Source organism: Kitasatospora sp. NPDC008115 (genome assembly GCF_042957205.1).
Taxonomy (GTDB): domain Bacteria; phylum Actinomycetota; class Actinomycetes; order Streptomycetales; family Streptomycetaceae; genus Kitasatospora.
The window spans coordinates 152,770-174,299 of sequence record NZ_JBIBHU010000004.1; the positions used below are offsets into that span (position 1 = coordinate 152,770).

The 21,530-nt window shown below is 72.0% G+C and carries 23 protein-coding genes; 12 read left to right on the forward strand and 11 right to left on the reverse strand.

What is annotated here, in order from left to right; all coding sequences use genetic code 11:
• Positions 1–65: 65 nt before the first annotated feature.
• Genes ACFZBX_RS07010 through uraD form a run of 4 tightly spaced genes read right to left on the reverse strand, consistent with a single transcriptional unit; the run spans position 66 to position 3,325 of the window.
• On the reverse strand, positions 66–1,451 hold the full coding sequence (locus ACFZBX_RS07010; protein ID WP_391531907.1) for an 8-oxoguanine deaminase: 1,386 nt from the start codon (positions 1,449–1,451) through the stop codon (positions 66–68).
• Between the two features lie 43 nt (positions 1,452–1,494).
• Positions 1,495–2,418 (reverse strand): factor-independent urate hydroxylase, encoded by a 924-nt coding sequence (gene pucL / locus ACFZBX_RS07015; RefSeq protein WP_391531908.1) that lies wholly within the window; start codon positions 2,416–2,418, stop codon positions 1,495–1,497.
• A 28-nt stretch (positions 2,419–2,446) separates the two neighbouring features.
• Positions 2,447–2,782, reverse strand: coding sequence for a hydroxyisourate hydrolase (gene uraH, locus ACFZBX_RS07020; protein ID WP_391531909.1), 336 nt, complete (start codon positions 2,780–2,782; stop codon positions 2,447–2,449).
• Between the two features lie 39 nt (positions 2,783–2,821).
• Positions 2,822–3,325 (reverse strand): 2-oxo-4-hydroxy-4-carboxy-5-ureidoimidazoline decarboxylase, encoded by a 504-nt coding sequence (gene uraD, locus ACFZBX_RS07025; protein WP_391531910.1) that lies wholly within the window; start codon positions 3,323–3,325, stop codon positions 2,822–2,824.
• A gap of 1,053 nt (positions 3,326–4,378) precedes the next feature.
• Between uraD and ACFZBX_RS07030 the strand changes: the two genes are divergently transcribed.
• Entirely contained in the window at positions 4,379–6,076 is a 1,698-nt protein-coding gene (locus ACFZBX_RS07030; protein WP_391531911.1) for a hypothetical protein, read from the forward strand.
• A gap of 58 nt (positions 6,077–6,134) precedes the next feature.
• Here ACFZBX_RS07030 and ACFZBX_RS07035 read toward each other — a convergent pair whose 3' ends face one another.
• Entirely contained in the window at positions 6,135–6,524 is a 390-nt protein-coding gene (locus tag ACFZBX_RS07035; RefSeq protein WP_391531912.1) for a helix-turn-helix domain-containing protein, read from the reverse strand.
• Positions 6,521–6,796, reverse strand: a complete 276-nt coding sequence (locus tag ACFZBX_RS07040; protein WP_391531913.1) for a thiamine-binding protein — start codon at positions 6,794–6,796, stop codon at positions 6,521–6,523. The genes ACFZBX_RS07035 and ACFZBX_RS07040 overlap by 4 nt, the downstream gene beginning before the upstream one ends.
• 138 nt (positions 6,797–6,934) lie before the next feature.
• Here ACFZBX_RS07040 and ACFZBX_RS07045 point away from each other — a divergent pair, with 138 nt between their 5' ends.
• Positions 6,935–8,110: a glycerate kinase gene (locus tag ACFZBX_RS07045; RefSeq protein WP_391531914.1), complete on the forward strand. Its 1,176-nt coding sequence runs from the start codon at positions 6,935–6,937 to the stop codon at positions 8,108–8,110.
• Between the two features lie 105 nt (positions 8,111–8,215).
• Positions 8,216–9,604 (forward strand): allantoinase AllB, encoded by a 1,389-nt coding sequence (allB, locus tag ACFZBX_RS07050; protein WP_391531915.1) that lies wholly within the window; start codon positions 8,216–8,218, stop codon positions 9,602–9,604.
• A gap of 21 nt (positions 9,605–9,625) precedes the next feature.
• Here the strand turns inward: allB and ACFZBX_RS07055 are convergent, their stop codons facing one another.
• The gene (locus ACFZBX_RS07055; protein WP_391531916.1) at positions 9,626–10,513 is read right to left on the reverse strand and encodes a helix-turn-helix domain-containing protein; all 888 of its coding nucleotides are present in this window, start codon (positions 10,511–10,513) and stop codon (positions 9,626–9,628) included.
• A 206-nt stretch (positions 10,514–10,719) separates the two neighbouring features.
• Between ACFZBX_RS07055 and ACFZBX_RS07060 the strand changes: the two genes are divergently transcribed.
• From ACFZBX_RS07060 to ACFZBX_RS07085, 6 genes are all read left to right on the forward strand, one after another.
• On the forward strand, positions 10,720–11,166 hold the full coding sequence (locus ACFZBX_RS07060) for a hypothetical protein (protein WP_391531917.1): 447 nt from the start codon (positions 10,720–10,722) through the stop codon (positions 11,164–11,166).
• Between the two features lie 172 nt (positions 11,167–11,338).
• Positions 11,339–12,118, forward strand: coding sequence for an IclR family transcriptional regulator (locus ACFZBX_RS07065; protein ID WP_391531918.1), 780 nt, complete (start codon positions 11,339–11,341; stop codon positions 12,116–12,118).
• A 220-nt stretch (positions 12,119–12,338) separates the two neighbouring features.
• Positions 12,339–13,259 (forward strand): metal-dependent hydrolase, encoded by a 921-nt coding sequence (locus ACFZBX_RS07070; protein WP_391531919.1) that lies wholly within the window; start codon positions 12,339–12,341, stop codon positions 13,257–13,259.
• Between the two features lie 120 nt (positions 13,260–13,379).
• Positions 13,380–14,525: a PDR/VanB family oxidoreductase gene (locus tag ACFZBX_RS07075; RefSeq protein WP_391531920.1), complete on the forward strand. Its 1,146-nt coding sequence runs from the start codon at positions 13,380–13,382 to the stop codon at positions 14,523–14,525.
• Positions 14,526–14,572: 47 nt separating this feature from the next.
• Entirely contained in the window at positions 14,573–15,457 is an 885-nt protein-coding gene (locus tag ACFZBX_RS07080; protein WP_391531921.1) for a M24 family metallopeptidase, read from the forward strand.
• Complete coding sequence (locus ACFZBX_RS07085; protein ID WP_391531922.1) at positions 15,454–17,196, forward strand: SDR family oxidoreductase; 1,743 nt, start codon at positions 15,454–15,456, stop codon at positions 17,194–17,196. The genes ACFZBX_RS07080 and ACFZBX_RS07085 overlap by 4 nt, the downstream gene beginning before the upstream one ends.
• A 64-nt stretch (positions 17,197–17,260) precedes the next feature.
• On the opposite strand, the gene ACFZBX_RS07090 is transcribed toward ACFZBX_RS07085, so the two are convergent.
• On the reverse strand, positions 17,261–17,701 hold the full coding sequence (locus ACFZBX_RS07090; protein WP_391531923.1) for a PIN domain-containing protein: 441 nt from the start codon (positions 17,699–17,701) through the stop codon (positions 17,261–17,263).
• Positions 17,698–17,976: a CopG family transcriptional regulator gene (locus tag ACFZBX_RS07095; RefSeq protein ID WP_391531924.1), complete on the reverse strand. Its 279-nt coding sequence runs from the start codon at positions 17,974–17,976 to the stop codon at positions 17,698–17,700. The genes ACFZBX_RS07090 and ACFZBX_RS07095 overlap by 4 nt, the downstream gene beginning before the upstream one ends.
• A 135-nt stretch (positions 17,977–18,111) precedes the next feature.
• On the opposite strand from ACFZBX_RS07095, the gene ACFZBX_RS07100 reads away from it, so the two are divergent.
• Positions 18,112–19,032 (forward strand): SDR family oxidoreductase, encoded by a 921-nt coding sequence (locus tag ACFZBX_RS07100; protein ID WP_391531925.1) that lies wholly within the window; start codon positions 18,112–18,114, stop codon positions 19,030–19,032.
• A gap of 7 nt (positions 19,033–19,039) precedes the next feature.
• Here the strand turns inward: ACFZBX_RS07100 and ACFZBX_RS07105 are convergent, their stop codons facing one another.
• Positions 19,040–20,047 carry a helix-turn-helix transcriptional regulator gene (locus ACFZBX_RS07105; RefSeq protein ID WP_391531926.1) on the reverse strand — a complete coding sequence of 336 codons (1,008 nt, stop codon included), beginning with the start codon at positions 20,045–20,047 and terminating at the stop codon, positions 19,040–19,042.
• A gap of 118 nt (positions 20,048–20,165) precedes the next feature.
• On the opposite strand from ACFZBX_RS07105, the gene ACFZBX_RS07110 reads away from it, so the two are divergent.
• Entirely contained in the window at positions 20,166–20,378 is a 213-nt protein-coding gene (locus ACFZBX_RS07110) for a cold-shock protein (RefSeq protein ID WP_391531927.1), read from the forward strand.
• Positions 20,379–20,516: 138 nt separating this feature from the next.
• Positions 20,517–21,161, forward strand: coding sequence for a LysE family translocator (locus ACFZBX_RS07115; protein ID WP_391531928.1), 645 nt, complete (start codon positions 20,517–20,519; stop codon positions 21,159–21,161).
• A 17-nt stretch (positions 21,162–21,178) separates the two neighbouring features.
• On the opposite strand, the gene ACFZBX_RS07120 is transcribed toward ACFZBX_RS07115, so the two are convergent.
• Positions 21,179–21,472, reverse strand: coding sequence for a hypothetical protein (locus ACFZBX_RS07120; protein WP_391531929.1), 294 nt, complete (start codon positions 21,470–21,472; stop codon positions 21,179–21,181).
• Positions 21,473–21,530: the final 58 nt, after the last annotated feature.

Here is a 21,530-nt window from a genome sequence, read left to right on the forward strand (position 1 = left end):
GACGGGTGCCGGCGCCCCACGGGGGTGGGCGCCGGCACCCGTCCACGTAGTCGGCCGGTGCGGCGTCATTTCTCCCGGGCGGCCAGCTCTTTCGCCGCCCGGGCGCAGGCGCGGGCGATCCGCTCCTCGTCCACCGTGGTCAGCCGCCCCTGTTCGACGACGGTGTTGCCGTTGACGAGCAGGAGCGCGAGCGGCGGCAGCGCGCCGAAGGTGAGCGCGGCGACCGGGTCGGCGATCGAGGAGTGCATCAGGCCGTCGACCTTCCACAGCGCGAGGTCGGCGAGCTTGCCGGCCTCGACCGAGCCGATCTCGTCCTGCCGCCCGAGCACCCGGGCGCCGCCCATGGTGCCCAGCCGCAGCGCCCGGCGGCCGGTGAGCGCCCGCGGCGAGCCGTGCAGGCGGTTGATCAGCAGGGCGTTGCGCAGTTCGGTGCCGAGTTCGCCGGACTCGTTGGAGGCGGTGCCGTCGACGCCGAGGCCGACCGGGACGCCCGCCGCCAGCATGTCGGGCACCCGCGCCATTCCGGCGGCCAGCCGGGCGTTGGAGGACGGGCAGTGTGCGACGCCTGTGCCGGTCCCGGCGAACTTGGCGATGTCGGCGTTGCTCAGATGGACGCAGTGCGCCATCCAGACGTCCTCGCCCAGCCAGCCCACCGACTCGAAGTAGTCGGTCGGGCCCATGCCGAACCGCGCCCGGCAGAACGCCTCCTCCTCGGCCGTCTCGGAGCCGTGGGTGTGCAGCCGGACGCCCTTGCGGCGGGCGAGTGCGGCGCACTCGCGCATCAGCCGGGTGGAGACCGAGAACGGGGAGCAGGGCGCGAGGGCGATCCGCAGCATGGCGCCGGGGGAGGGGTCGTGGTGGCGGTCGACGGCCTCCTCGCAGGCGGTGAGGATGGTGTCGAGGTCCTCGACGGCGTGGTCCGGGGGCAGGCCGCCGTCCTTGCGTCCCCGGTCCATCGAGCCGCGCGAGGCGGTGAACCGCAGGCCGAGTTCGCGCACCGCCTCGATCTCGGCGCCCAGGATGTCGCCGCCGCCCCGGGGGAACACGTAGTGGTGGTCGGCGGCGGTGCTGCAACCGGACTTGAGCAGCGCGGCGGCGGAGCCCTGGGCGGCGGCGTGCACCAGCCGGTCGTCGATCCGGGCCCAGAGCGGGTAGAGGGCGACCAGCCAGTCGAAGAGGATGTCGTCCTGGGCGAGGCCGCGGGTGATCCACTGGTAGAAGTGGTGGTGGGTGTTGACCAGGCCCGGGGTCAGCAGGTGGCCCTCGGCGTCGATCCGGCGCGCCACGCCGTCCAGCCCGGCCGGGGCGGGCCCGTCGCCGACCGACTCGATCCGGTTGCCGAGGACCACGACGTGGCCGCGGGCGTACTCGGTGTCGTGCGCGTCGACGGTGGCGATCGCCGCGTGCTCGACGACGATCCGCCGGCCGGCGGGCGGGGGCTGGACTGCCATGGCGGCTCCAAGGGGAGTCCGGGGGATCGGGGGCGGCGGCCGGTCAGACGACCGGGATGACCGGGACGACGCCCTCGCGGTGCACGGTGCCCTCGATGAGGCCGTACATCCGGTCGGCGGCGTAGTAGACCTCGTTGTCGTTCTTGAGGCCGAACGGCTCCAGGTCGACCAGGAAGTGGTGCTTGTTGGGGAGTTCGAGGCGGATCTCGTCGACCTCGGGGCTGTGGTCCAGGACGCGGCTGCCCATCGCGTGCAGGGTCTGTTGCAGGGAGTAGGAGTACGTGTCGGCGAAGCCCTCCAGCAGGTGCCGCTTGACCTGGGCGTAGCAGCGGTCCCAGGGCGGTGCGGCCTCGTCGGCGCGGCCGGTGTGGCCGTACCTCCAGCGGGCGGTGACCTGGGTGGCGAGGATGCGGTCGTACGCCTCCTGGAGGGTGGTGTAGCCGTCCTTGAGGTAGCCCCAGAACTCCGAGTCGGTGGAGTTCAGCACGATGAGGTCCTTGAGCCCGGAGATCACCTGGAGGTGGTCGCCGTCGTAGCCGATCTCGGCGGTGCGGACCTCCTGGCCGCGGCGGACGAAGGAGTGGCCGGCCTCCTCGGAACCGGTGCTCCCGGAGGCGGTGCCGGCGCGGTGGATGATCCGGTCCCAGGCGTACTCCTCGATCCGGATCCGGGCGCGGTGGACGACGCCGCGCTCGGTGGCGTCGACGAAGTGCCGGGCGAGCAGGATGCCGAAGGCCTCGGCGGAGTCGATGCCGTACTTCTTGGCGAAGGCGTAGACGGTGTTCTTGGCGGTGTCGGTGGGCAGGCAGTTGGCGTTGGACCCGGTGAGGTGGACGTCCTCGAACGCGCCGGAGAGGGAGACCGAGACGTTCAGGTCCTTGATCTCGTGGCGGGCGGAGTCCCGGCGGACACGGACGATGCGGTTCTCCGCCTTGCCGTACTGGTTCTGGCCGAGCACGTGGGCCATGGCGCGGTTCCCCTGTCAGTCGGGCGGTCTAGCTCCCGCGGTAGACCGAGTAGCCGAACGGGTTCAACAGCAAGGGCACGTGGTAGTGGTGCTGCGCCGGTGCGACCGTGAGGACGACCGAGACCTCGGGGAAGAACGGCGGGTCCCCGCTCGTGCGGGCGAAGTACGCGGCGGTGTCGAAGACCAGGCGGACGACCGAGCCGGCCGACACGGCCGGCAGGTCCTCGGCCCGGCCGCCGGCGTCCGTGGCGGAGGTGCCGAGCGGCTGCCAGCCGTCCTCGGCGCGCACTGCGAGTTCGACGGTGACGCCCTCGGCGGGGCGGCCGAGGCTGGTGTCGAGCACGTGGGTGGAGATTCCGGTCATGGGGGGCCTGTCCGGTCGTGGTTCCTGGGTGGTTGGGCGTCAGTTGCCTTCCAGTAGGCGGGTGATGCGGATGTCGTTGATCCTCCGGAGTTCGTGGCGGGTGGTCTCCGCCTCGGTGGCGGGGTCGTTCGCGTGGCGCTCGCGCAGGGCCGCGAGCAGGGTGGCCGCGGTCCGGCCGGTCGCGCAGATCAGGAAGACATGGCCGAACCTGGCCTCGTAGGCGGCGTTCGCCCGGCGCAGTTCGTCGAGCAGGGCCGGGTCGGCCTCGTGGACTGCGGCCTGCTCCCGCCGGGAGGCGGCGTCGCCGGCCGCGGGCGCGCCGATCCGGGGGTGGGCGGCCAGCGCGTCGCGCAGGTCGGCGGTGGAGAGCGCCGCCACCGCCTCGGCGTTGGCGTCGAGCAGTGCCTGGCGGTCCCGCCAGGGCCGGGTCGCGGCGACGGCATCGGCCCAGGCGGGGCTGGCGCAGACCTTCAGCAGGACCGCCCTCAGCCCGGCGGCGTCGACGGCCGCCAGGGCGTCAAGGGCGCGGGCACGGTCGGTCACGAGTGGACCTCCTGGGGAATGAAGCCACCCGCTCAAGCTAGATCGGCGAGGTCAGGGCGTCAACACTTTGTTGAACGTTCGCCGGTTGTGAGGTGTGCTCCGGGACGTGGATCCCGGTCAGTTCGACTTTGAACCGTCCTGGCGGTTGAGGTGGTTCGAGTCACACCTGCAAGGCCCCAGTCCATCCTGTCAGCACGGGAAACGTCCAAGTCAGAGACCTGGGCCTGGAACGCTCCTCGCAGGTCCGTGAGACATGCGTGAGAGAGTCCGGACGCGCCAACCGATCACCGAGCAGACGGTCAAAGGCCGCCGGCACACGACCTCGGGTGCTGGCTCCTCGTCGACCTGGGCCTCCTCGGCTGGGGAGGCCGGCGACGGAAGTAGGGCCAGCGGCGACCTGGTATTCCATGATGATCGCGACACCCGGGTGGAGGGCGACAGTGGACTGCTCGTGATCGGCATCCTGTGCGAGAAGACGACACCCTCGTCCCTCGACTGTCGGGAGCGTCCGCTGAGGAGTTTCGACACGGCCTTGTCGCCGTCTATGTGGAAGTTCTGGTCCCTACCGTAGGTGTAAGGAGGATTGCCACTCAAAGGTTCCAGTTGCCGCGGTCACGCGGGATCTCCCCCGGCTTGTCATCGGCAAATCGAGGCCACTTCCAGTCCCGACTGGAAATCCACTTAACTCTACCCTCCTCCTCTTTGATCTCAAACTCCGCGTCCGTGAGATTATCACCCTCTTGGGATGGGGGAACGTACCGGGGCGGCTCGGGGGATGCCATGTGCGCCTCCGCAATTTGGTGCGACCGGAAAAGGGTCCTAATAACTCTTCAGACGGTCATCGCGCCTTCCTAAACCCCTGCGTGCTAATTATAGCACAACGGGTTAACCCTGCACTGCGGAAGGACTAGCCGCGCCCGGCCGACTTGGCGCGGAGAATGAAAAAGGTGCTATTAGGAGAGTATGGGTTCCACTGAGGGTATCGATTTGCGTAGCAATACAGACGTCCTGGACGCTCTCTTGGGCAATCCGGCGCGGTGGCGGGTGCGGAGCGTGGAAAGAATCAGCTATTCAAGCTCGCTATGGATGGACAGAACGCGCATCCTTCACGTACTGCCCCTATGGGAGCATATTGGCCAGCAGGTGGGTCACCTGCTGCCGAGGGTTCCGGGATCCGCGTGGATTCGGCTTCCCGTGGGGGCGTTCCCTAGAACGCTGCTGCATAGGCTTGATCTCACAATTTCTGGCGAAGAGTGCTATCGGATTCCGATTCATGAAAATGGGCAGGCGCTTGGTGATTACATTCTGAGGCAGGGGAAAGGGCTCTCCAAGAAAATCGCTTCTGAAGGCCATTCTGTCAAGGAGTTCCAGTTGTGCCTTGCGGACGGGGGTCTTCGGAATATCCTGCTGGCTGTCTGTTCATTCGAGTCTGGCAAGTGGCACCGGTCGCGGGCCTCGCATGGGCCGGACGCATTGTTTGAGTTTCTCAAGAACGGCCTTTGTCGGGAGGATCCTCAGGGCCTTGATTCCCGATGGTTGAGAAGGAAATGGCTCGATGAGTGGAGAGTTGAACTGACTCCTTCCTTCCCGAAGCTAAGTGCTAATAGGGGTGCGATCTCAACGGATAGCCCAGCAGAAAACCCGCTACTGGTGCTTCCGACTCTTAAGGCGAACGGGGTATTGAAATTCGCCGAGGAGGTCTCCGATCTCCTGGGTCCGCTTGTGACCTTTGCGGGTACGGTGCGGTACTGGGCAAGCAATGAGGCAGCAAGCAGTGAGATCCGGAGTTCTGCAGAAAGGCTACTAAGTACGTTTGACTTCATCGGGCACCACTGGATTGCGCTTGCGGATTGCCTCGTCCCTCTGGATGAGCCGTTTATTGCCACGGTCAGTGAACGACGGGCAGTTGACTTTGGTCGGGCAACAGAACACAAGCAATCTGTGCGATCAATGCTCCTAATGCGCCGGCGCGACCTCGGTCCTACGGTGGTGTTAAATGATGCACAGTCGACCCATGTGAGCCTGGAAATTGCTGATCCAAACATCCAGTTTGGGAGAGATCATCGCGTAGAGGGGGTCTTTGGTGGTAGTGGCCAACTGTCGGACTCTGACCTGACATTCCAAAAGAGCGACGTGCTCCTGCTCTATTCGTCAGGAAATGGCGAGCCAGCTATTGCGCGCATTTTGTGTGCATTTCAACCGGCGCTGCCAATCCGTCTTATTCACTGGGTGGTTGCCGGCATCGTTCTGCTGACATGCACGGCTATCTTTGCTGGCTGGTTGTTTTTAATCCACGAGCTAACTGCCCCTCATATTGCACTGCTGCTCACGCCTTCCACCTTCGCTTCAGCATTGCTGCTGGCAAGGGAGTCATCGGCCCTTAGTGGCGCTCTCGCTAAGCCGTTGCGGGTCGCCATCGGGTTGACGCTTGCAGTGCTCTGGCTCTCGGCGGTAGGCCATTATTTGGCTGGAAATATTCACCTTAAGGAAGAGCATCAACCAAAATCTACGGGAGCCATGGGTCTGCTGATGGAGCTTCGATCCAGAGACAATCCCCGATGGAACCTGTCAAGCCAGCCCTTCTCGCAGGCGCGGGGGCTTGCCCAAGACTCGACCCCTTACCCGGCCCCTGCGCCCCATAGGGGGCGGGCGCCATGCCCCACTAAGCGGGCGCTTCGCACCTTGATGATCAAGGTCGTTCCGGTCGGCGAGCCCCTTCCTGGGCACCTGGTGACCTCAGGGGGCGTCTGAGAGAAAGCGTGAGAGAGCCGGCTCCTGTGGTGGCGCCGGCTCGCTCGACCGGTGTGGCCTATTTGGATGTTGTGCCAGTGGATCCGTCTTGCCGGTTCAGGTAGTTGTACACGGTGAAGCGGCTGACGCCGAGGGCTGTGGCGACCGTCTCCACGCCGTGGCGGACGGTGAACGCGCCGCGTTCCTCCAGGAGGGCGACCACGCGTTGCTTCTCGGAGCGCTCCAGCGCGGATAGCGGCCGGCCGTCGAACTGGCGGGTCATCTCGGCGAGCAGGCGGTCCAGGGCGCTGCCGAGGTGCGGCAGGCGGACGGCCAGGGCCCGTTCGCCCTCCCACTCCAGGACGACGTCCTCGGGCCTGGCCGCGTCCAGCGGGACGGGCGTCGCGCCGACCGCGTCGAGGAGGGGCTTGAGCGCCGTGGCGAGCGGGTGTTGGGGCTGCTCGGTCACGGCCTGTCGCCCTCCGGGGCCGTGCTGTCGTGAGTCTCGCCGAGCACGCTGACCTGGAGCGAGATCCGGGTCGCGCCGGCGTCCAGGCTCTGCCGGAGCAGGGCGGTCACGGCGGCCAGGATCTGATCGGCCTCGCCCTCGGCGCCGGTGCCGAACGGGCCGACCGAGGCCGCGAGTCCCGCCTCGTCGACCGCCCGGCGGGCCGCCGCGGCGTGCGGCGGGAACGTGTCCAGTTCGAACGGTTCTGTTGTGAACTCCACCATCAATCGCACCTGATCACTCTAGCGATCGGGGGTGCGGGTGAGGGGTGAAATGACAGCTGACAGAATCTGTTATCTGTTATCTGTCAACTGAAATCTGTTATCTGAAATCTGTCAGCTGTCAGTTGTCAGCCGCCGATGCTTGAGACCATGGCCAGACCGTCCGGAAGCGAGGCCCACGCCATGCCTGCCACCACCCGCCAGGGCCATGTGGTCGTAGCGCCCGACAAGTTCAAGGGCACCCTGGAGGCCGCCGAGGCCGCCGCCCGGATCGCCGCCGGCATCCGCCGCGCCGCCCCCGGCGTCGAGGTGCGCGAACTTCCGGTCGCCGACGGTGGTGAGGGCACTCTGGCCGCCGCGCTGGCGGCCGGGTTCGCGCGGGTCCCCGTCAAGGTGGCCGGTCCCACCGGGGTGCCCGTGGACGCCGCGCTCGCCGTCCGCGGTGACACGGCCGTGGTCGAGCTGGCCCAGGCCGCCGGACTGGCCCGGCTCCCCGGTGGCCGGACCGCCCCGTTGACGGCCGGTTCCTACGGGGTCGGCGAGCTGATCGGACGCGCCCTCGACCACGGCGCCCGGCGGATCGTGCTCGGCCTCGGCGGCAGCGCGAGCACCGACGGCGGGGCCGGCCTGCTCCAGGCACTGGGCGTCTCCCTGTTGGACGGAGATGGCGTCGAACTGCCGCCCGGCGGAGCCGCGTTGCGACGGCTGGCGCGGATCGACTCCGGCCCGTCGGCCCGCATCCTGGAGGGCGTCGAGGTCGTCGTGGCCTGCGATGTCGACAACCCGCTGCTCGGCCCGCGCGGCGCCGCCGCCGTCTACGGCCCGCAGAAGGGTGCGAGCGGTGCCGACCTGGTGGTGCTGGAGGAAGGCCTGACCCGGTTCGCCGACGTCGTCGGCGCGACCGTCGGCCGGGACGTCCGCGACGCCCCCGGTGCCGGGGCGGCGGGCGGCGTCGGCTTCGCCGCGCTCGCCCTGCTGGGCGCCGCCATGCGACCCGGCATCGAGCTCCTGCTCGACCTCCTCGGCTTCGACGCGGAGGTGCGGGGGGCAGCCCTCGTCGTCACCGGTGAGGGCTGCCTGGACGCGCAGACCCTCCACGGCAAGGCCCCCGCCGGCGTCGCCGCGGCGGCCGTCAGGGCAGGTGTTCCGGTGGCGGCGGTGGCGGGGCGGGTGGAGCTGTCCGAGCGCGAGTGGCGGGCCGCCGGATTCGTCGCCGCCTACGCGCTCGGCGAGTTGGGCGCGAGCCCGGCCGAAGGCCTGACCAGGGCGGGGGAGTTGGCCGAGGTCGCGGGGGAGCGGCTGGCGGCGGACCTCCTGAACCGGTAGCGGGCGCCCGCCCACCGCCGGTCCCATTGACGCCTTGTCGGAGGCGGGCCTAGGCTCCGGCCCACCCTTCGGCCCACCCGCCCTCGTCCAGGCCTCGGAGGTCCCGTGCCCCTCAGCCAGACCGCGGTGATCCGCTCCCGCCGTGTGGTCCTGCCGGACGACGAGCGGCCTGCGGACGTGCTGGTCCAGGACGGGCTGATCGCGCGGATCGCCGCACACGGCTCCCTTGCGGTCGAAGGTGCCCGGCTGGCCGATCTCGGCGACACCGCGCTGCTGCCCGGGTTGGTCGACACCCACGTGCACGTCAACGAGCCCGGCCGCACCGCGTGGGAGGGCTTCGCCACCGCCACCCGGGCAGCCGCGGCCGGCGGCGTCACCACCATCGTCGACATGCCGCTCAACTCGGTGCCCCCGACCACCACGCTCGCCGGCCTGGAGGCCAAGCGGAAGGCCGTCGAGGGCCGGGCCTGGGTGGACGTCGGCTTCTGGGGCGGCACCGTCCCCGGGAACCTCGCCGATCTCGAACCCCTGCACCGCGCGGGCGTGTTCGGCTTCAAGTCCTTCCTTGCGCCGAGCGGCGTCGACGAGTTCCCGCACCTGGAGCCCGCCGGTCTGGAGACCGCGCTCGCCGAGCAGGCCAGGCTCGGGGCACTGGCCATAGTCCACGCCGAGGACCCGGCCGAACTGGCCGCCGCGCCGCATCAACCGGGGCCCCGCTACCGGGACTTCCTCGCCTCCCGCCCCGCCGGGGCAGAAGTCGCCGCCGTTTCCCGGCTGTTGGCGGCGGCCCGCCGCACCGGTGCCCGGGCGCACGTGCTGCACGTCTCCTCGGCGGCGGTCCTGCCGCTGCTGCGCAGGGCCCGCGCGGAGGGCGTCGAGGTCACCGCCGAGACCTGCCCGCACTACTTGGCACTGGCCGCCGAGCACGTCCCGGACGGCGGCACCGCGTTCAAGTGCTGCCCGCCGATACGCGACGAGGCCAACCGTGAAGCGCTCTGGGAGGCCCTGGCGGCAGGGGAGTTCATCGCTGTGGTGTCCGACCACTCGCCGTCCACCCCCGACCTCAAGCTGCTGCCCGAGCGCGGCGGAAGCGGGGACTTCGCGGTGGCCTGGGGTGGCATCGCCTCGCTCCAGATCGGCCTTCCGGCGGTCTGGACGGAGGCTCGGCGGCGCGGCCACGGCCTCGCCGACGTGGCCGGCTGGATGTCCGCGGGACCGGCCCGGCTGGTCGGCCTCGACGGGCGCAAGGGTGCCATCGCGGTCGGCCATGACGCCGACCTGATCGCCTTCGATCCGGACGGCGAATTCACCGTCCACGCAGACGAGTTGCAGCACCGCCACCCGGTCACCCCGTACGAGGGGCGCGTGCTCACAGGCGTCGTGCGCCGCACCTGGCTGCGCGGGCGGGTGGTGGACGTCACCGGGGAGCCCTTCGGCACCCGGCTCGTCCGACCTGGCACCGCCGCCGCCGAGGAGGGCGGACCCGGCCGCTGAACAGGGGGACCGGGGCGCCGGTCAGGTGGTGTCGGCGATGACCGTCCGCACCTGCCCGTCGGGGAACTCCACTTCGGCACGGGCCGCGATCGGCCGGTTCATCCCGAACACCATGGCGGTCCAGAACGGTGGCGTCTTGCCGTTCATCGTCGTGCAGTCCTCCGGGAAGCACACCGAGTCCGTCGGCGACCTGACCGTCACCCGCCCCTGCCAGCCCGACCGGATGTGCAGGGCGGCCCAGTTGGTTCCGCACCGGGGCGAGTACCAGTTGACGAGCTTGCCGACCACCCCGCCCTGGTACTCGATCTCCGTGATGTGGCCCTGCTCCGCGTGGTCGTCCCAACAGCCGCTGTCGTTCGGGTCCTTGTGCGCGCAGCCGTACCCGGGCTTCGCTCCGCCGCAGGACTCGGTGGGGATCGCGTCGCGGCCCGGCGGGTACTCCGAACTGTTGCGGGCGGCGCCGCGTTCCGGGGCGAGGGCGAGCGTGATCGTCGCGGTGAGCACCGAAGAGAGCACCACCGCGAGGAGCAGCGCCCACCAGCGGGTGCGGACCACGACCACCGGCCCGGGCTTCCCGCTTCCGGGGTCCGGCTCCGCTTCGGCCCCGGTCGCCACCGGTTCGGTCCCCGCCGCTTCGGACAGGGCGGAGCACTGTTCCTCCGCCGCCTCCCACCACCCCCGCCACCGGTCGACGTCCGCGCGCCCGCAGGCCTGGGCGAAGGCCTCCGCGACCTCCCAGGTGGGCAGCCGCCGGCCGCTCTCGGCGAGGGACAGGGTGCTGTGCGAGTAGCCCGACACGGCGGCGAGCTGCCGCAGGGTCAGCCCGGAGTCCCTCCGTGCCTGGCGAAGCCGCTCGGCGAACCGCGCCGCCGCGCCGTCGCCCTCCAGTGGAGCCTGTCTGCGTGCCATCGTGTCGACCCCCGGGGATCGTGGCGCTGCCAACGCTGTCCGATTGTTCACCGTTGTTCGGCCACGTCAAGACCACCGTGTGCGCGGTGTGGGCCCTGTCCACCGTTGGTCACAGGGTGCCGGTGGGCCTGGCCCGGCGACGACGGCCGCTGCTGCACTGAGGGCCGACGACGCGGCGAACGTCGCGTCCCGACGGAGGAGTTGGCATGCGAGTGAGGAAGACGGCGGCCGCCCTGGCGCTGTCGGCCGGCCTGGTGGCCGGCGGCATCGCGAGCGGCACGGGCACGGCCGGGGCGGCGAACCCGCCGTGCTCCGGGGTGGGGGAGCCGATCCCCGGCTACATCGGCACGTGGAACGGCTGCATCGCGGCGACGGACGGGCTCTGGGCCCGCTGGCACGGCGGGTCCTCCGACGTCACCTGGTCGGACCCCCTGGACAAGGCGTACCGGTACAACACCAGGCTCTACATCTACTGCTGGCTCAAGGGGCCGGAGGTCGACGGTATGTGGGGGAAGTCCTCCGTCTGGGACGCGGTGGGGCTCTACCAGGAGCCCGGAGGTCCCGTGACGGGGCCGTCGGACCTCCGCCACCTCGTCTTCCCCGACGGCTGGGTGTGGACGGGGAGCAACACCCCGAACGTCCCGAGGTGCTGACCTTCACCTGACCGCAAGGGGGTAGGAGGGGGCGCGGTGAGGCATATGCCAGTCAAGTGTTTCACCGCGCCTGCTCGGGATTCCCGCGAAGGAGGCAATGGCGGCGCCCGACGGTCGATAGGCTGGACCCTACCCGCCGGTCACGCCGCGGGGGACATCGGAAGGGGACGACATGTCGACACCAGCCCCGGGCCGCCACGCCGTGCCGGAGCAGGGCGCGCCCGGTTCGTTCGCCTCCCTGCAGCACGCCCTCAGACTGCTGGAGGCGGTCGACCGGCACCCCGGCGGTGCCACCCTGGTCACCCTGGCGAGGGAGACGTCCCTGGGCCTCCCGACGGTTCGCCGGCTCGCGGAGATCCTGGAGGTCGAGGGCTACCTGCTCTGTCAGGACGGCGGCTGGGTGCTCGGCGGGACCTTCGCGCTGCTCGGCCAGCACAACCGGGAGCAGCTGGTCCGGGCCCGGCTGGACAGCAAACTCGGGGAGCTGCGCGACGAGTTGGGTGCGGCGGTCTACTTCGGCCGCTACCACGACGGAGAGTTGTCGGTCGAGGCCGTGTCCGCGTCCGAGGGGGCGCCCGCGGTGCAGGAGTGGGTGGACTTCCGGGCCACCGCGCACGCCAGCGCGATCGGCAAGTGCCTGCTCAGCCAGCTCGACCACGACGCCCGCCGGGACCACCTGTCGCGCCACCCGGTGGCCCGCCTCACCTCGCGGACGGTCATCGACGCCGACCAGCTGATGCACCGTCTGGAGCGCCAGCCGGCCACCGTGCCGGTGCTGGACATCCAGGAGTACGCCCTCGGCACGGTCTGCGCGGCCGTGCCGGTGACCGCCGGGAGCACGGTCGGCTGCCTGGCCACCTCGATGCCGGTCGACAATGTGCACCGGCTGAAGGCGGCGGCCGAACTGCTCGCCGCCCGCGCGGCGCCGCTGATGCTCGCGATGGCGGTCTGAACGGCAGGCCGAACGGCGGTCCGAGCCGGACCGCGCACCCGGGACCCCGCTTCGGCGGGGTCTTCGCGTACCCGGACCCGGGGTCCAGCGGGGGTGCGGGGCGCGCGTCACTTATTAGACTCGATGTCGATAAGGGGTGCCGAAACCCTTGTGGCGCGGGCTACCCGCGAGTACGTTGTGCCGGGTCGAGCCGCCACCCGCAGGTCAGGAGGGCCCTCCCATGCCCAGCCCCACCCCCGTCCCCGCCCTCGCCGCGCCCGCTGCCCGGGTGCACGAGGGCCTTGTCCTGGAGCCCCGCGACGTCCGCTTCGACTGGGCCGGCCTGCCGCTGCACTGGATCCCCGACGAGCCGGTGGCCACCCACATCATCAACGTCCTGCACCTGCTCCTGCCCGAGGGCGAGCGCTGGTTCGTCAAGGTCTTCAAGGAGGCCCTGCCGCTGGTCCGCGACGAGCAACTGCGCGAGGAGGTCCTGGGGTTCATCGGCCAGGAGGCCATCCACGCCGAAGCGCACCAGGAGGTGCTCGACCACCTGCTCGGCCAAGGCCTCGACCCGCGCCCCTACGTGCGCCAGATCGCCTGGCTGTTCCAGCGCGTGCTCGGCGACAAGCCCGGCCTGTCCGGCGCCCGCCGGCGCGAGAACGTCATCGAGCGGGTCGCCTTCGTCGCGGCGATCGAGCACTTCACCGCTTTCCTCGGCGACTGGGCGCTCAACTCCCCGGGCCTGGACCGTGCCAAGGCCGATCCGACGATGCTCGACCTGCTGCGCTGGCACGGCGCCGAGGAGGTCGAGCACCGCAGCGTCGCCTTCGACCTGATGGTTCACCTCGACCCCGGCTATGCGCGCCGTATCCGCGGCATGCTGATCTCCGGACCGCTGCTGGTCCACCTCTGGGTGCGCGGCGCGCGCTTCCTGCTCGCCGCCGACCCGACCCTCGACGGCCGGCTCAAGCCGACCTGGCGCGAGGCCGGCCGGATCGCCCGGTGCGGACTGCTGCCCGACCCGGTCAGGTCGCTCCGCTCCGGGCTGCGCTACCTGCGGCCCGGCTACCACCCCACCCAGGAGGGGTCCTCCAGCCAGGCCCTCGGCTACCTCGCGACCTCCCCGGCCGCCCGCGCCGCCGCCGGGCGGAACGGATGACGACTGACAGCTGACAGCTGACGTTATCTGTCATCTGAAATCTGTCAGCTGTCAATTGTCAGCCCGTCAGCTGTCCGCCGTCAGCCCCCGCCCCACCCGAGCCCCCAAGGACCCCGCCGGATGGACGACCTGCGCACCCCGCCCCCCGACCTCTACGGCCGCCCGCGCGCCGACACCTTCTTCCGCTTCCTCACCGCCTTCGGCGACCGCTACAGCCCCGCCCTCGGTGGCCCGCTGCTGCGCCGCAACCCCCGGCGCCCGCTCGGCCGCCCCGCCCCCGCACTCCAACTGGTCGTCGCCGCCCGCCGCGCCGTCGCCGCCGACGCCGTCGAACTGACCCTCGCGGACCCCTCCGGCGGCCCGCTGCCGCCCTGGCAGCCCGGCGCGCACCTGCGCCTCACGCTCCCCTCCGGCCGCGAACGCCACTACTCGCTCTGCGGCGACCCCACCGACTCCGCTGACCCCGCCGACTCCGCCGACCCCGCTGACTCCGCCGACCGTGCCAACCCCGCCGCCTACCGGATCGCCGTGCGCCGGCTGCCCGACGGGGGCGGCGGCTCCGTCGAGATCCACGACACCGTCCGCCCCGGCACCCGGCTCACCGCCCGCCGCCCGCGCAACGGTTTCGCCTTCTGCGCCGAACCGGCCGTCCTTCTGCTGGCCGGCGGCATCGGCGTCACCCCGCTGCTCCCGATGGCCCGCGAGGCCCAACGGCACGGCCTGGACTGGCGGCTGGTCCACACCGGCCGCAGCGCCGACACCCTCCCGTTCGCCGACGAGCTGCGCGCCCTCGACCCGGCCCGGGTCCACCTGCGCACCGACGACGAGCACGGCGGCCCGCCCACCGGCGCCGAACTGCTCGCCCACGCCCCGCGCGGCGCCGCCGTCTACTGCTGCGGCCCGGCCCCGATGCTCGCCGCCGTGCAGCGGGCGCTGGACGCTTCGCCCGCCTCCGCGCTGCACTTCGAACGCTTCGGCGCCGCCCCGGTCACCGACGGCGAACCGTTCACCGTCCGCCTCGGCGCCGACGGCCCCGGCCTCGCCGTCCCCGCCGACCGCTCCGCCCTGGACGTGCTCCGCGAGGCCCGCCCAGAACTCGCCTACTCCTGCCGCCAGGGCTTCTGCGGCACCTGCGAGGTCCGCCTGCTGGCCGGCACCGCGGACCACCGCGACCGCCGCCTCACCCCCGAGCAGCGCGCCGCCGGCGCCCTGCTGCCCTGCGTCTCCCGCGCCGCCGCGGGCGAGACCCTCGTAGTGGACCTCTAGCGACCCGCGACCCGTAGCGACCCGTAGCCCGTAGAAGGAGCCCCGCCGTGCCGCGCAGCACCCCCGCCTTCCCGTTCGCCGAGCGCGACCTCGCCCGCTTCCGGGAGACCCAGCAGCTCGCCTACGACTGCGCCGAGCAGGTCGCCGCCTGGATCGAACCCGGCGTCACCGAACGCCAGGCCACCGGCGAGCTGCGCCGCCGCCTGGTCGCCGCCGGTGTGCAGGACTTCTTCCACGTCCCCTTCGCCTGGTTCGGCGACCGGACGGCGTTCCGGCACTTCCACACCCCGCTGCAGTTCTTCGCCGGCAACCGCCGCCTGGAGGAGGGCATGCCGTACGTGCTGGACTGCGCGCCCGTGGTCGACGGCTACACCGCCGACATCGGCTACGGCGGCAAGGTCGGCGAGAACCGCGTCTGGGACCGCCTCGCCGCCGACCTGCGGGCCTACCGCGAGCTGATCCTCACCGAGGTCCGCGCCCGCAAGCCGCTCTCCGAGGTGTACGCGGCCGTCGACGCGCAGATCGAGGCGCACGGCTACGACAACCGCCACCGCGTCTACCCGGGCCGGGTGATCGGCCATCAGGTCACCCGGACGACGGCCCGCGGCCCGGCCGGGGTGAACGTCTTCGGCTTCGGCGTGCGCACCCTCCAGACGCTGGGGCGCGAACTCATCGGCGAGCGCCTGCACGGCCGCTCCCCGCTCTGGGCCGACGGCCGCTCCTCCCGGCACGCGCCCACCCCCGGCCTCTGGGCGGTGGAGCCGCACATCGGCTTCCGGGACACCGGCATCAAGTTCGAGGAGCTGCTGGTGGTCACGGAGGACGACGCGTACTGGCTCGACGACGACCTCCCGCACGTCCGCCGCTGGAATACTGCCCTCACCGAGAGCACCACCACTGCAACGGCAGCCACCGAGGGAGCCGCCCGATGAGCACCCCCGCCCGCCGCCGCACGGTCCACTCCGCAGGCCTGCCGCTCGCCGTCCACGAGCAGGGCGACCCGGCCGCGCCCACCGTCCTGCTGGTCCACGGCTACCCCGACACCCACGCCGTCTGGGACGACGTCGCCGCCGACCTCGCCCGCGACCACCACGTGGTCCGCTACGACGTGCGCGGAGCCGGCGCCTCCGGCGTCCCCCTCGACCGCGCCGGCTACCGCCTCGAACACCTCGCCGCCGACCTGTTCGCCGTCGCCGACGCCGTCAGCCCCGACCGCCCCGTGCACGTCGTCGCCCACGACTGGGGCTCCCTGCAGTCCTGGGAGGCCGTCACCGCCCCCGGCGCCGAACGCCGCCTCGCCTCCTACACCACCATGTCCGGGCCCTGCCTCGACCACCTGGGCCACTGGCTGCGCGAGCGCCTGCGCCGCCCCACCCCGCGCCACCTGCGGCAACTGCTCACCCAGGGCCTGCACTCCTGGTACATCACCGCCTTCCACCTGCCCTACCTCGCCCCCGGCGTCTGGCGCCTCGGCCTCGCCCGCGCCTGGCCCCGGGTGCTGCGCGACCTGGAGGGCGTCACCCCGCGCCCCGGCCACCCGCAGCCCAGCCTGCGGCGCGACGCGGTGCGCGGCATCGAGCTCTACCGGGCCAACATGCGCCCGGTCCTGCGGAACCCGCGCGAACGCCCCACCGAGGTGCCGGTCCAGCTGATCACCCTCACCGAGGACCGCTACGTCGGCGGCCACCTCTCCGAGGGCCTGGAGCGCTGGGTGCCCAGGCTGACCCGTCGTACCCTGCGTGCCACCCACTGGTCCGCGCTGCTGGAGAAGGGAACCACCGTGGCCGGAATGGTCCGCGAACACGTCGCCCGCACCGAGGCCGGTCCGGCCGCCCGTACCGCCGCCGGCGCGGGCGGGCCCGGCGACGGCCGGCTGGTCGTCGTCACCGGCGGCGGCAGCGGCATCGGCCGCGCCACCGCGCTCGCCTTCGCCGAGGAGGGCGCCCGGGTGGTGGTCTGCGACCTCGACCTCGACGCGGCCCGCCGCACCGCCGACCTCGCCGGCCTGATCGGCCCGACCGCGTACGCCTACCGGGTGGACGTCAGCGACGGCGCCGCCGTCGACGCCTTCGCCCAGCAGGTCGCCGCCGAGCACGGCGTGCCCGACGTGGTCGTCAACAACGCGGGCATCGGTCACTCCGGCACTTTCCTGGAGACCACCGAGAAGGAGTGGCAGCGGGTCCTGGACGTCAACCTCTGGGGCGTCATCCACGGCTGCCGGGCCTTCGGCGCCCTGATGGCCGACCGCGACGAGGGCGGCCACATCGTCAACCTCGCCTCCGCCGCCGCCTACCTGCCGTCCAAGGCGCTCACCGCCTACGCCACCAGCAAGGCCGCGGTCTTCATGCTCTCCGACTGCCTGCGCGCCGAACTCGCGGCCCACGGCATCGGCGTCTCCACGATCTGCCCGGGCATCGTCAACACCAACATCACCCGCACCTCCACCTTCTCCGCCACCACCGCCGACGAGCAGGCCGCCAAGCAGGCCCGCGCCGCCCGCCTCTACGCCCGCCGCGGCTTCCCGCCGGAGAAGGTCGCCGCCGCCATCCTCGCCGCCGTGCGCACCAACAAGCCCGTCGTCCCGGTCACCCCCGAGGCCAAGGCCGCCCGCCTCCTCAGCCGCCTCGCCCCCGGCCTCCTCCGCCTCGCCGCCCGCCTCAACGTCACCTGAGCGGAGACGACGAGGCCCGGGGCGCGTGGGTGAGACCCGCGCGCCCCGGGCCGGTGGAAGTGCCTCACAGATCGAAGGGCAGGATCCGGAAGGCCTTGTGCTCGGCCGTCAGGGGGCGGACCGCCCGGAAGTCGCGCTGATCGAGCGTCAGGACCGCGTCGGTCCGGAACTCCGCGGCCAGGGCGACGTTGACGGCGTCCGTCAGGTCGAGGCGAAGGCCGAGATGACGGGTCCGAACGGCCTGCGCGGCCTCCAGGGTCTCGGCGGTGATCTCGGGCATCACCGCTCGTCCGGAGCGGACCCGTCGCATGACGTCGTTCACCGCGTCGAGGGCCGCGTCGAATCCCAGGATCCGCCGAGCGAGGTGGTCGAGTTCGCTCAGCAGCACGGGGGAGATCACCAGGAGGCCCGAGCCGTCCAGTACCTCGCGTGCGGCGGGGCCGGTCGGGTGCTCCTCGTCGAGGGCCGAGAGCAGGCCGGACGTGTCCGCCACCACAACGATCACGCGGTGCCCCGCTCCCGCTCCGGCGGGACGGCGGCCTGCTTCGTCCGCTCGTATGCCGCAGCCTTGTCGGCCCAGACGTCCTCCTCGGTGGCCTCGCCGATCGGCTTGTAGGTCCGGCTGAAGAACGGTTCGTCCCAGGTGCGCCGGGACATCGCCGCGAGGTGGATCCCCTCCCGGATGATCTCGGCCTCGGCTATCCCTTCCCGGGCCGCCGCCTCCTTGATGACGGCGAGATCCTCGGCTTCGACGTAGACGGTCGTGCGCTTGAGAGCCATATGCGTATGGTACCGCCGCCATACCTCCCGGTGGGGTGGATCACTTCGGCGAATCCCGACAGGAGGTGTCGGGATTCCGGGGGAGCATCGGTGGGGACGGGTGGAGACACCGTGGACCGTGAGGAAGGGCGAGGCATGACGGAGCAGCCGCTGAAGGGGAAGGTCGCGCTGGTGGCGGGGGCCACGCGCGGGGCAGGGCGGGGGATCGCGGTGGCGCTGGGGGCCGCCGGGGCGACGGTGTACGGGACGGGGCGCAGCGCCGAGGGGCACCAGGGGGAGTACGGGCGGCGCCCGGAGACGCTGGAGGAGACGGCGGAGCTGGTGACGGCGGCCGGCGGGCACGGCATCGCGGTGCGCGCCGACCACCTGGTGCCCGCCGAGGTGGCGGCGGTGGCGGCGCGGATCGAGGCCGAGCAGGGCGGGCTGGACATCCTGGTGAACGACATCTGGGGCGGCGAGCAGCTGTTCGCCAGGGACCTCCCGGTCTGGGAGCACGACCTCGACAAGGGGCTACGGCTGCTGCGGCTGGCCGTGGAGACGCACGCGATCACCAGTCACCACCTGCTGCCGCTGCTGCTGCGCCGTCCCGGCGGGCTGGCGGTGGAGATGACGGACGGCACCGCCGAGTACAACGGGACCCGTTACCGGAACTCGTTCTTCTACGACGTCGCCAAGTCCGCCGTGCTGCGGATGGCCTTCGCGCTGGGGCACGAGCTGGCGCCGCGCGGGGCGACGGCGGTGGCGCTGACGCCGGGGTGGATGCGTTCGGAGCTGATGCTGGAGCACTTCGGGGTGACCGAGGAGACCTGGCGGGAGGCGACGGTGGCCGAGCCGCAGTTCGGCATCTCGGAGTCCCCGCTGTACGTGGGGCGCGCGGTGGTGGCGCTGGCCGCCGATCCGCAGGTGGCGCGGTTCAACGGCGCCTCGCTGTCCAGTGGCGGCCTGGCCCTGGAGTACGGCTTCACCGACGTGGACGGCAGCCGCCCGGACGCCTTCCGCTACCTGGTGGACGTCGAGGGCGTGGACGGCCCGGTGGACCCGGCCGGCTACCGCTGAGGTCCGGCTACCGCCGAGGCGGGCCGTAGAGGGCGGCGGCGCGGGCGGCGGCCTCGGCCAGCCGCCGCCGTAGCGCCGGCGGTTCGAGCACCTCGGCCTCCGGTCCGAGCCGCAGCAGTTCCTCGTAGCCGACCTCCAGGGATTCGACGGGGAGCCGGACGGTCACCCAGCCGTGGTCGTCCGGTTCCCCGGCGCCGGCGAGCGCCTCCCGGGCGGTGGCCGTTTCGAGCAGGTGCGGCAGCCGGGCGGCGCCGTGCGGGCTCAGCCGGACGGTCACCTGTTCGCGCAGCAGGGAGCGGGCGAACTCGGCCGCCTTGGCGTCCCAGAACGCGGCGAGGTCAAACGTTTCGTCACGTCGGAACGGCCGGTCGGCCAGCGGTTCGGCGGCGGTCAGCCGCTCGACCCGGTAGACGCGGTGGGCGGGTGCCGGGTCGTCGCCGTCCGGCCGGGCGACCAGGTACCAGGTGCCCGCCTTCAGCACCAGCCCGTACGGCCGCAGCACCCGCTCGACCGCAGCCGCCTCCGGGCCCGCGCCCGCGCCGGGGCGCCGCCGGTAGCGCACCCGCAGCAGCCGCCCGCCCCACACCGCCCGCGCGACCTCGGCCAGCAGTGGCGGCACGGGCGCGTCGCGGAACCACCCGGGCGCGTCCAGGTGGAACCGCCGGGCCCCGGCGCCGGGCGCCTCGCCCAGTTCCCCGGCCACCTTGAGCCGGGCGGCGAGCGCCGGATCGGCGAGGCCCATGTCCCCGAGCGGCCCGGGCAGTCCGGCGAGCAGCAGCACCTCCGCCTCGGTGCGGTCGAGGCCGGTCAGCCGGGTGCGGTAGCCGTCGAGCAGCCGGTAGCCGCCGGCCCGCCCCCGGTCCGCGTACACGGGGACGCCGGCCTCGGCGAGCGCCAGCACGTCGCGCTGCACGGTGCGCTCGGAGACCTCCAGTTCGGCGGCCAGTTCGGCGCCGGTCATGCTGCGGCGCGCCTGGAGCAGCAGGAGCAGCGAGATCGCCCGGGCGGTGCGCATCGGCCGACGTCCTCCCGTTCCGGGGCCAGGGCGAGCGCCCGGCCGCTCCAGCACCGATCATGGAGGGCCGGGGGGTGTTTCCGGCCCACGCGCCCACCACCGGACCCGAGGAGACCCGATGGCCACCGGCACCGTGCAGTCCTACCACGCGAACCACGGGTACGGGCTGATCACCCCCGACGACGACGGGCCGCCGCTGTACGTGTACTACGACTCGGTCCTGACGGCGGCCGGTGCGGACCGGGTGCTGGTGGAGGGGCAGCGGGTGCAGTTCGACCCGACCGAGCAGGAGGGCCGCCGGGTCGCCGAGCGGGTGCGGCGGCTGGACTGACCCCTCCCGGCTCGCCCCGGGTAACCGCGCTCGCCCCGGGAAACCGCACGCTCCCTGGGAAACCCCGCCCTCCCCCGGGAATCCGCAGGTGGAAAACCGGTTCGGCCGACGATCGGTGCCCCCGTACGATGAGGGTCCATGGAAATGACGACTGCCCTCTGGTCCTTCGCCCTTGTCGTGGGGCTGCTGACGCTCACCCCGGGGCTGGACACCGCCCTCATTCTGCGAACGTCGGCGCTGGGCCACCGGCGGCAGGCGTGGGGCGTGGTGCTCGGCATCCAGACCGGCACGCTGATCTGGGGGACGCTCACCTCGGCGGGTGTGACGGCGCTGCTCACGGCCTCTCGGGTCGGTTACGAGGTGCTGCGCTGGGCGGGCGCCGCGTACCTGGTGTGGATGGGGATCGGGATGATCCGGGCCCGGGTCAAGGGCGGCGACGAGGAGCAGCCGGAGCCGGGACCGGGTGAGGAGCAGGCCCCGGCGGGCGGACTGGCGTCCGGCTGGCGGCGCGGTGTGCTGACCAATCTGCTCAACCCGAAGGTGGGCGTCTTCTACGTGGCGGTGCTGCCGCAGTTCATCCCGGCGGGGGCGCCGCACTTCGCCGCAGGGGTGGCGCTGACCCTCGTGCACGTGGTGGAGGGGATGCTCTGGTCGATGGTGCTGGTGGGCTTCGCCCGGGTGCTGCGCGGCTGGCTGCGCCGTCCGGCGGCGCGCCGGGCGATGGACCGGGTGACCGGTGTGGTGGTGGTCGGGTTCGGCGTGAAGCTGGCGGTCTCCGACTGACCCCTCGGGGACGCGGGTCAGCGGTCCAGCCGGCTCAGGCCCTCCTGGAGATCGTCCGGGGTCATGCAGATGTGCATGTCGATGTGGGCGTTGAACTCCAGCCAGAACGGTTCGCAGATCTTGACGATCGCCGCCTCGTCGGGCACGTCGACCACGACGATCTGGCAGCGCCGCCCGTGGCGGGGGAAGGCGTAGACGGCCTCGGGCTTGAGGTCGGCCATGATCCGGTTGAACGTCGTCGCGACGGCTCCGTCCGCGATGACCCGGTTGGCGGTCTGGGTGTCGAGTTCGATCTCCAGCAGCGCGCGCATGGCGGTGCTCCTTCCCGGGCTCGGACGAGTCCTCGCCTCCAGCCTCCCGCCGTCCGCA

Coding starts and splice junctions, on each gene's coding strand:
- ACFZBX_RS07085 (WP_391531922.1), top strand. CDS start 15,454: ATGAGCACCCCCGCCCGCCGCCGCACGGTCCACTCCGCAGGCCTGCCG.
- ACFZBX_RS07070 (WP_391531919.1), top strand. CDS start 12,339: ATGCCCAGCCCCACCCCCGTCCCCGCCCTCGCCGCGCCCGCTGCCCGG.
- ACFZBX_RS07100 (WP_391531925.1), top strand. CDS start 18,112: ATGACGGAGCAGCCGCTGAAGGGGAAGGTCGCGCTGGTGGCGGGGGCC.
- ACFZBX_RS07105 (WP_391531926.1), bottom strand. CDS start 20,047: ATGCGCACCGCCCGGGCGATCTCGCTGCTCCTGCTGCTCCAGGCGCGC.
- pucL (WP_391531908.1), bottom strand. CDS start 2,418: ATGGCCCACGTGCTCGGCCAGAACCAGTACGGCAAGGCGGAGAACCGC.
- ACFZBX_RS07110 (WP_391531927.1), top strand. CDS start 20,166: ATGGCCACCGGCACCGTGCAGTCCTACCACGCGAACCACGGGTACGGG.
- ACFZBX_RS07045 (WP_391531914.1), top strand. CDS start 6,935: ATGGCCAGACCGTCCGGAAGCGAGGCCCACGCCATGCCTGCCACCACC.
- ACFZBX_RS07010 (WP_391531907.1), bottom strand. CDS start 1,451: ATGGCAGTCCAGCCCCCGCCCGCCGGCCGGCGGATCGTCGTCGAGCAC.
- ACFZBX_RS07075 (WP_391531920.1), top strand. CDS start 13,380: ATGGACGACCTGCGCACCCCGCCCCCCGACCTCTACGGCCGCCCGCGC.
- ACFZBX_RS07065 (WP_391531918.1), top strand. CDS start 11,339: ATGTCGACACCAGCCCCGGGCCGCCACGCCGTGCCGGAGCAGGGCGCG.
- ACFZBX_RS07060 (WP_391531917.1), top strand. CDS start 10,720: ATGCGAGTGAGGAAGACGGCGGCCGCCCTGGCGCTGTCGGCCGGCCTG.
- ACFZBX_RS07120 (WP_391531929.1), bottom strand. CDS start 21,472: ATGCGCGCGCTGCTGGAGATCGAACTCGACACCCAGACCGCCAACCGG.
- ACFZBX_RS07115 (WP_391531928.1), top strand. CDS start 20,517: ATGGAAATGACGACTGCCCTCTGGTCCTTCGCCCTTGTCGTGGGGCTG.
- uraH (WP_391531909.1), bottom strand. CDS start 2,782: ATGACCGGAATCTCCACCCACGTGCTCGACACCAGCCTCGGCCGCCCC.
- ACFZBX_RS07095 (WP_391531924.1), bottom strand. CDS start 17,976: ATGGCTCTCAAGCGCACGACCGTCTACGTCGAAGCCGAGGATCTCGCC.
- ACFZBX_RS07055 (WP_391531916.1), bottom strand. CDS start 10,513: ATGGCACGCAGACAGGCTCCACTGGAGGGCGACGGCGCGGCGGCGCGG.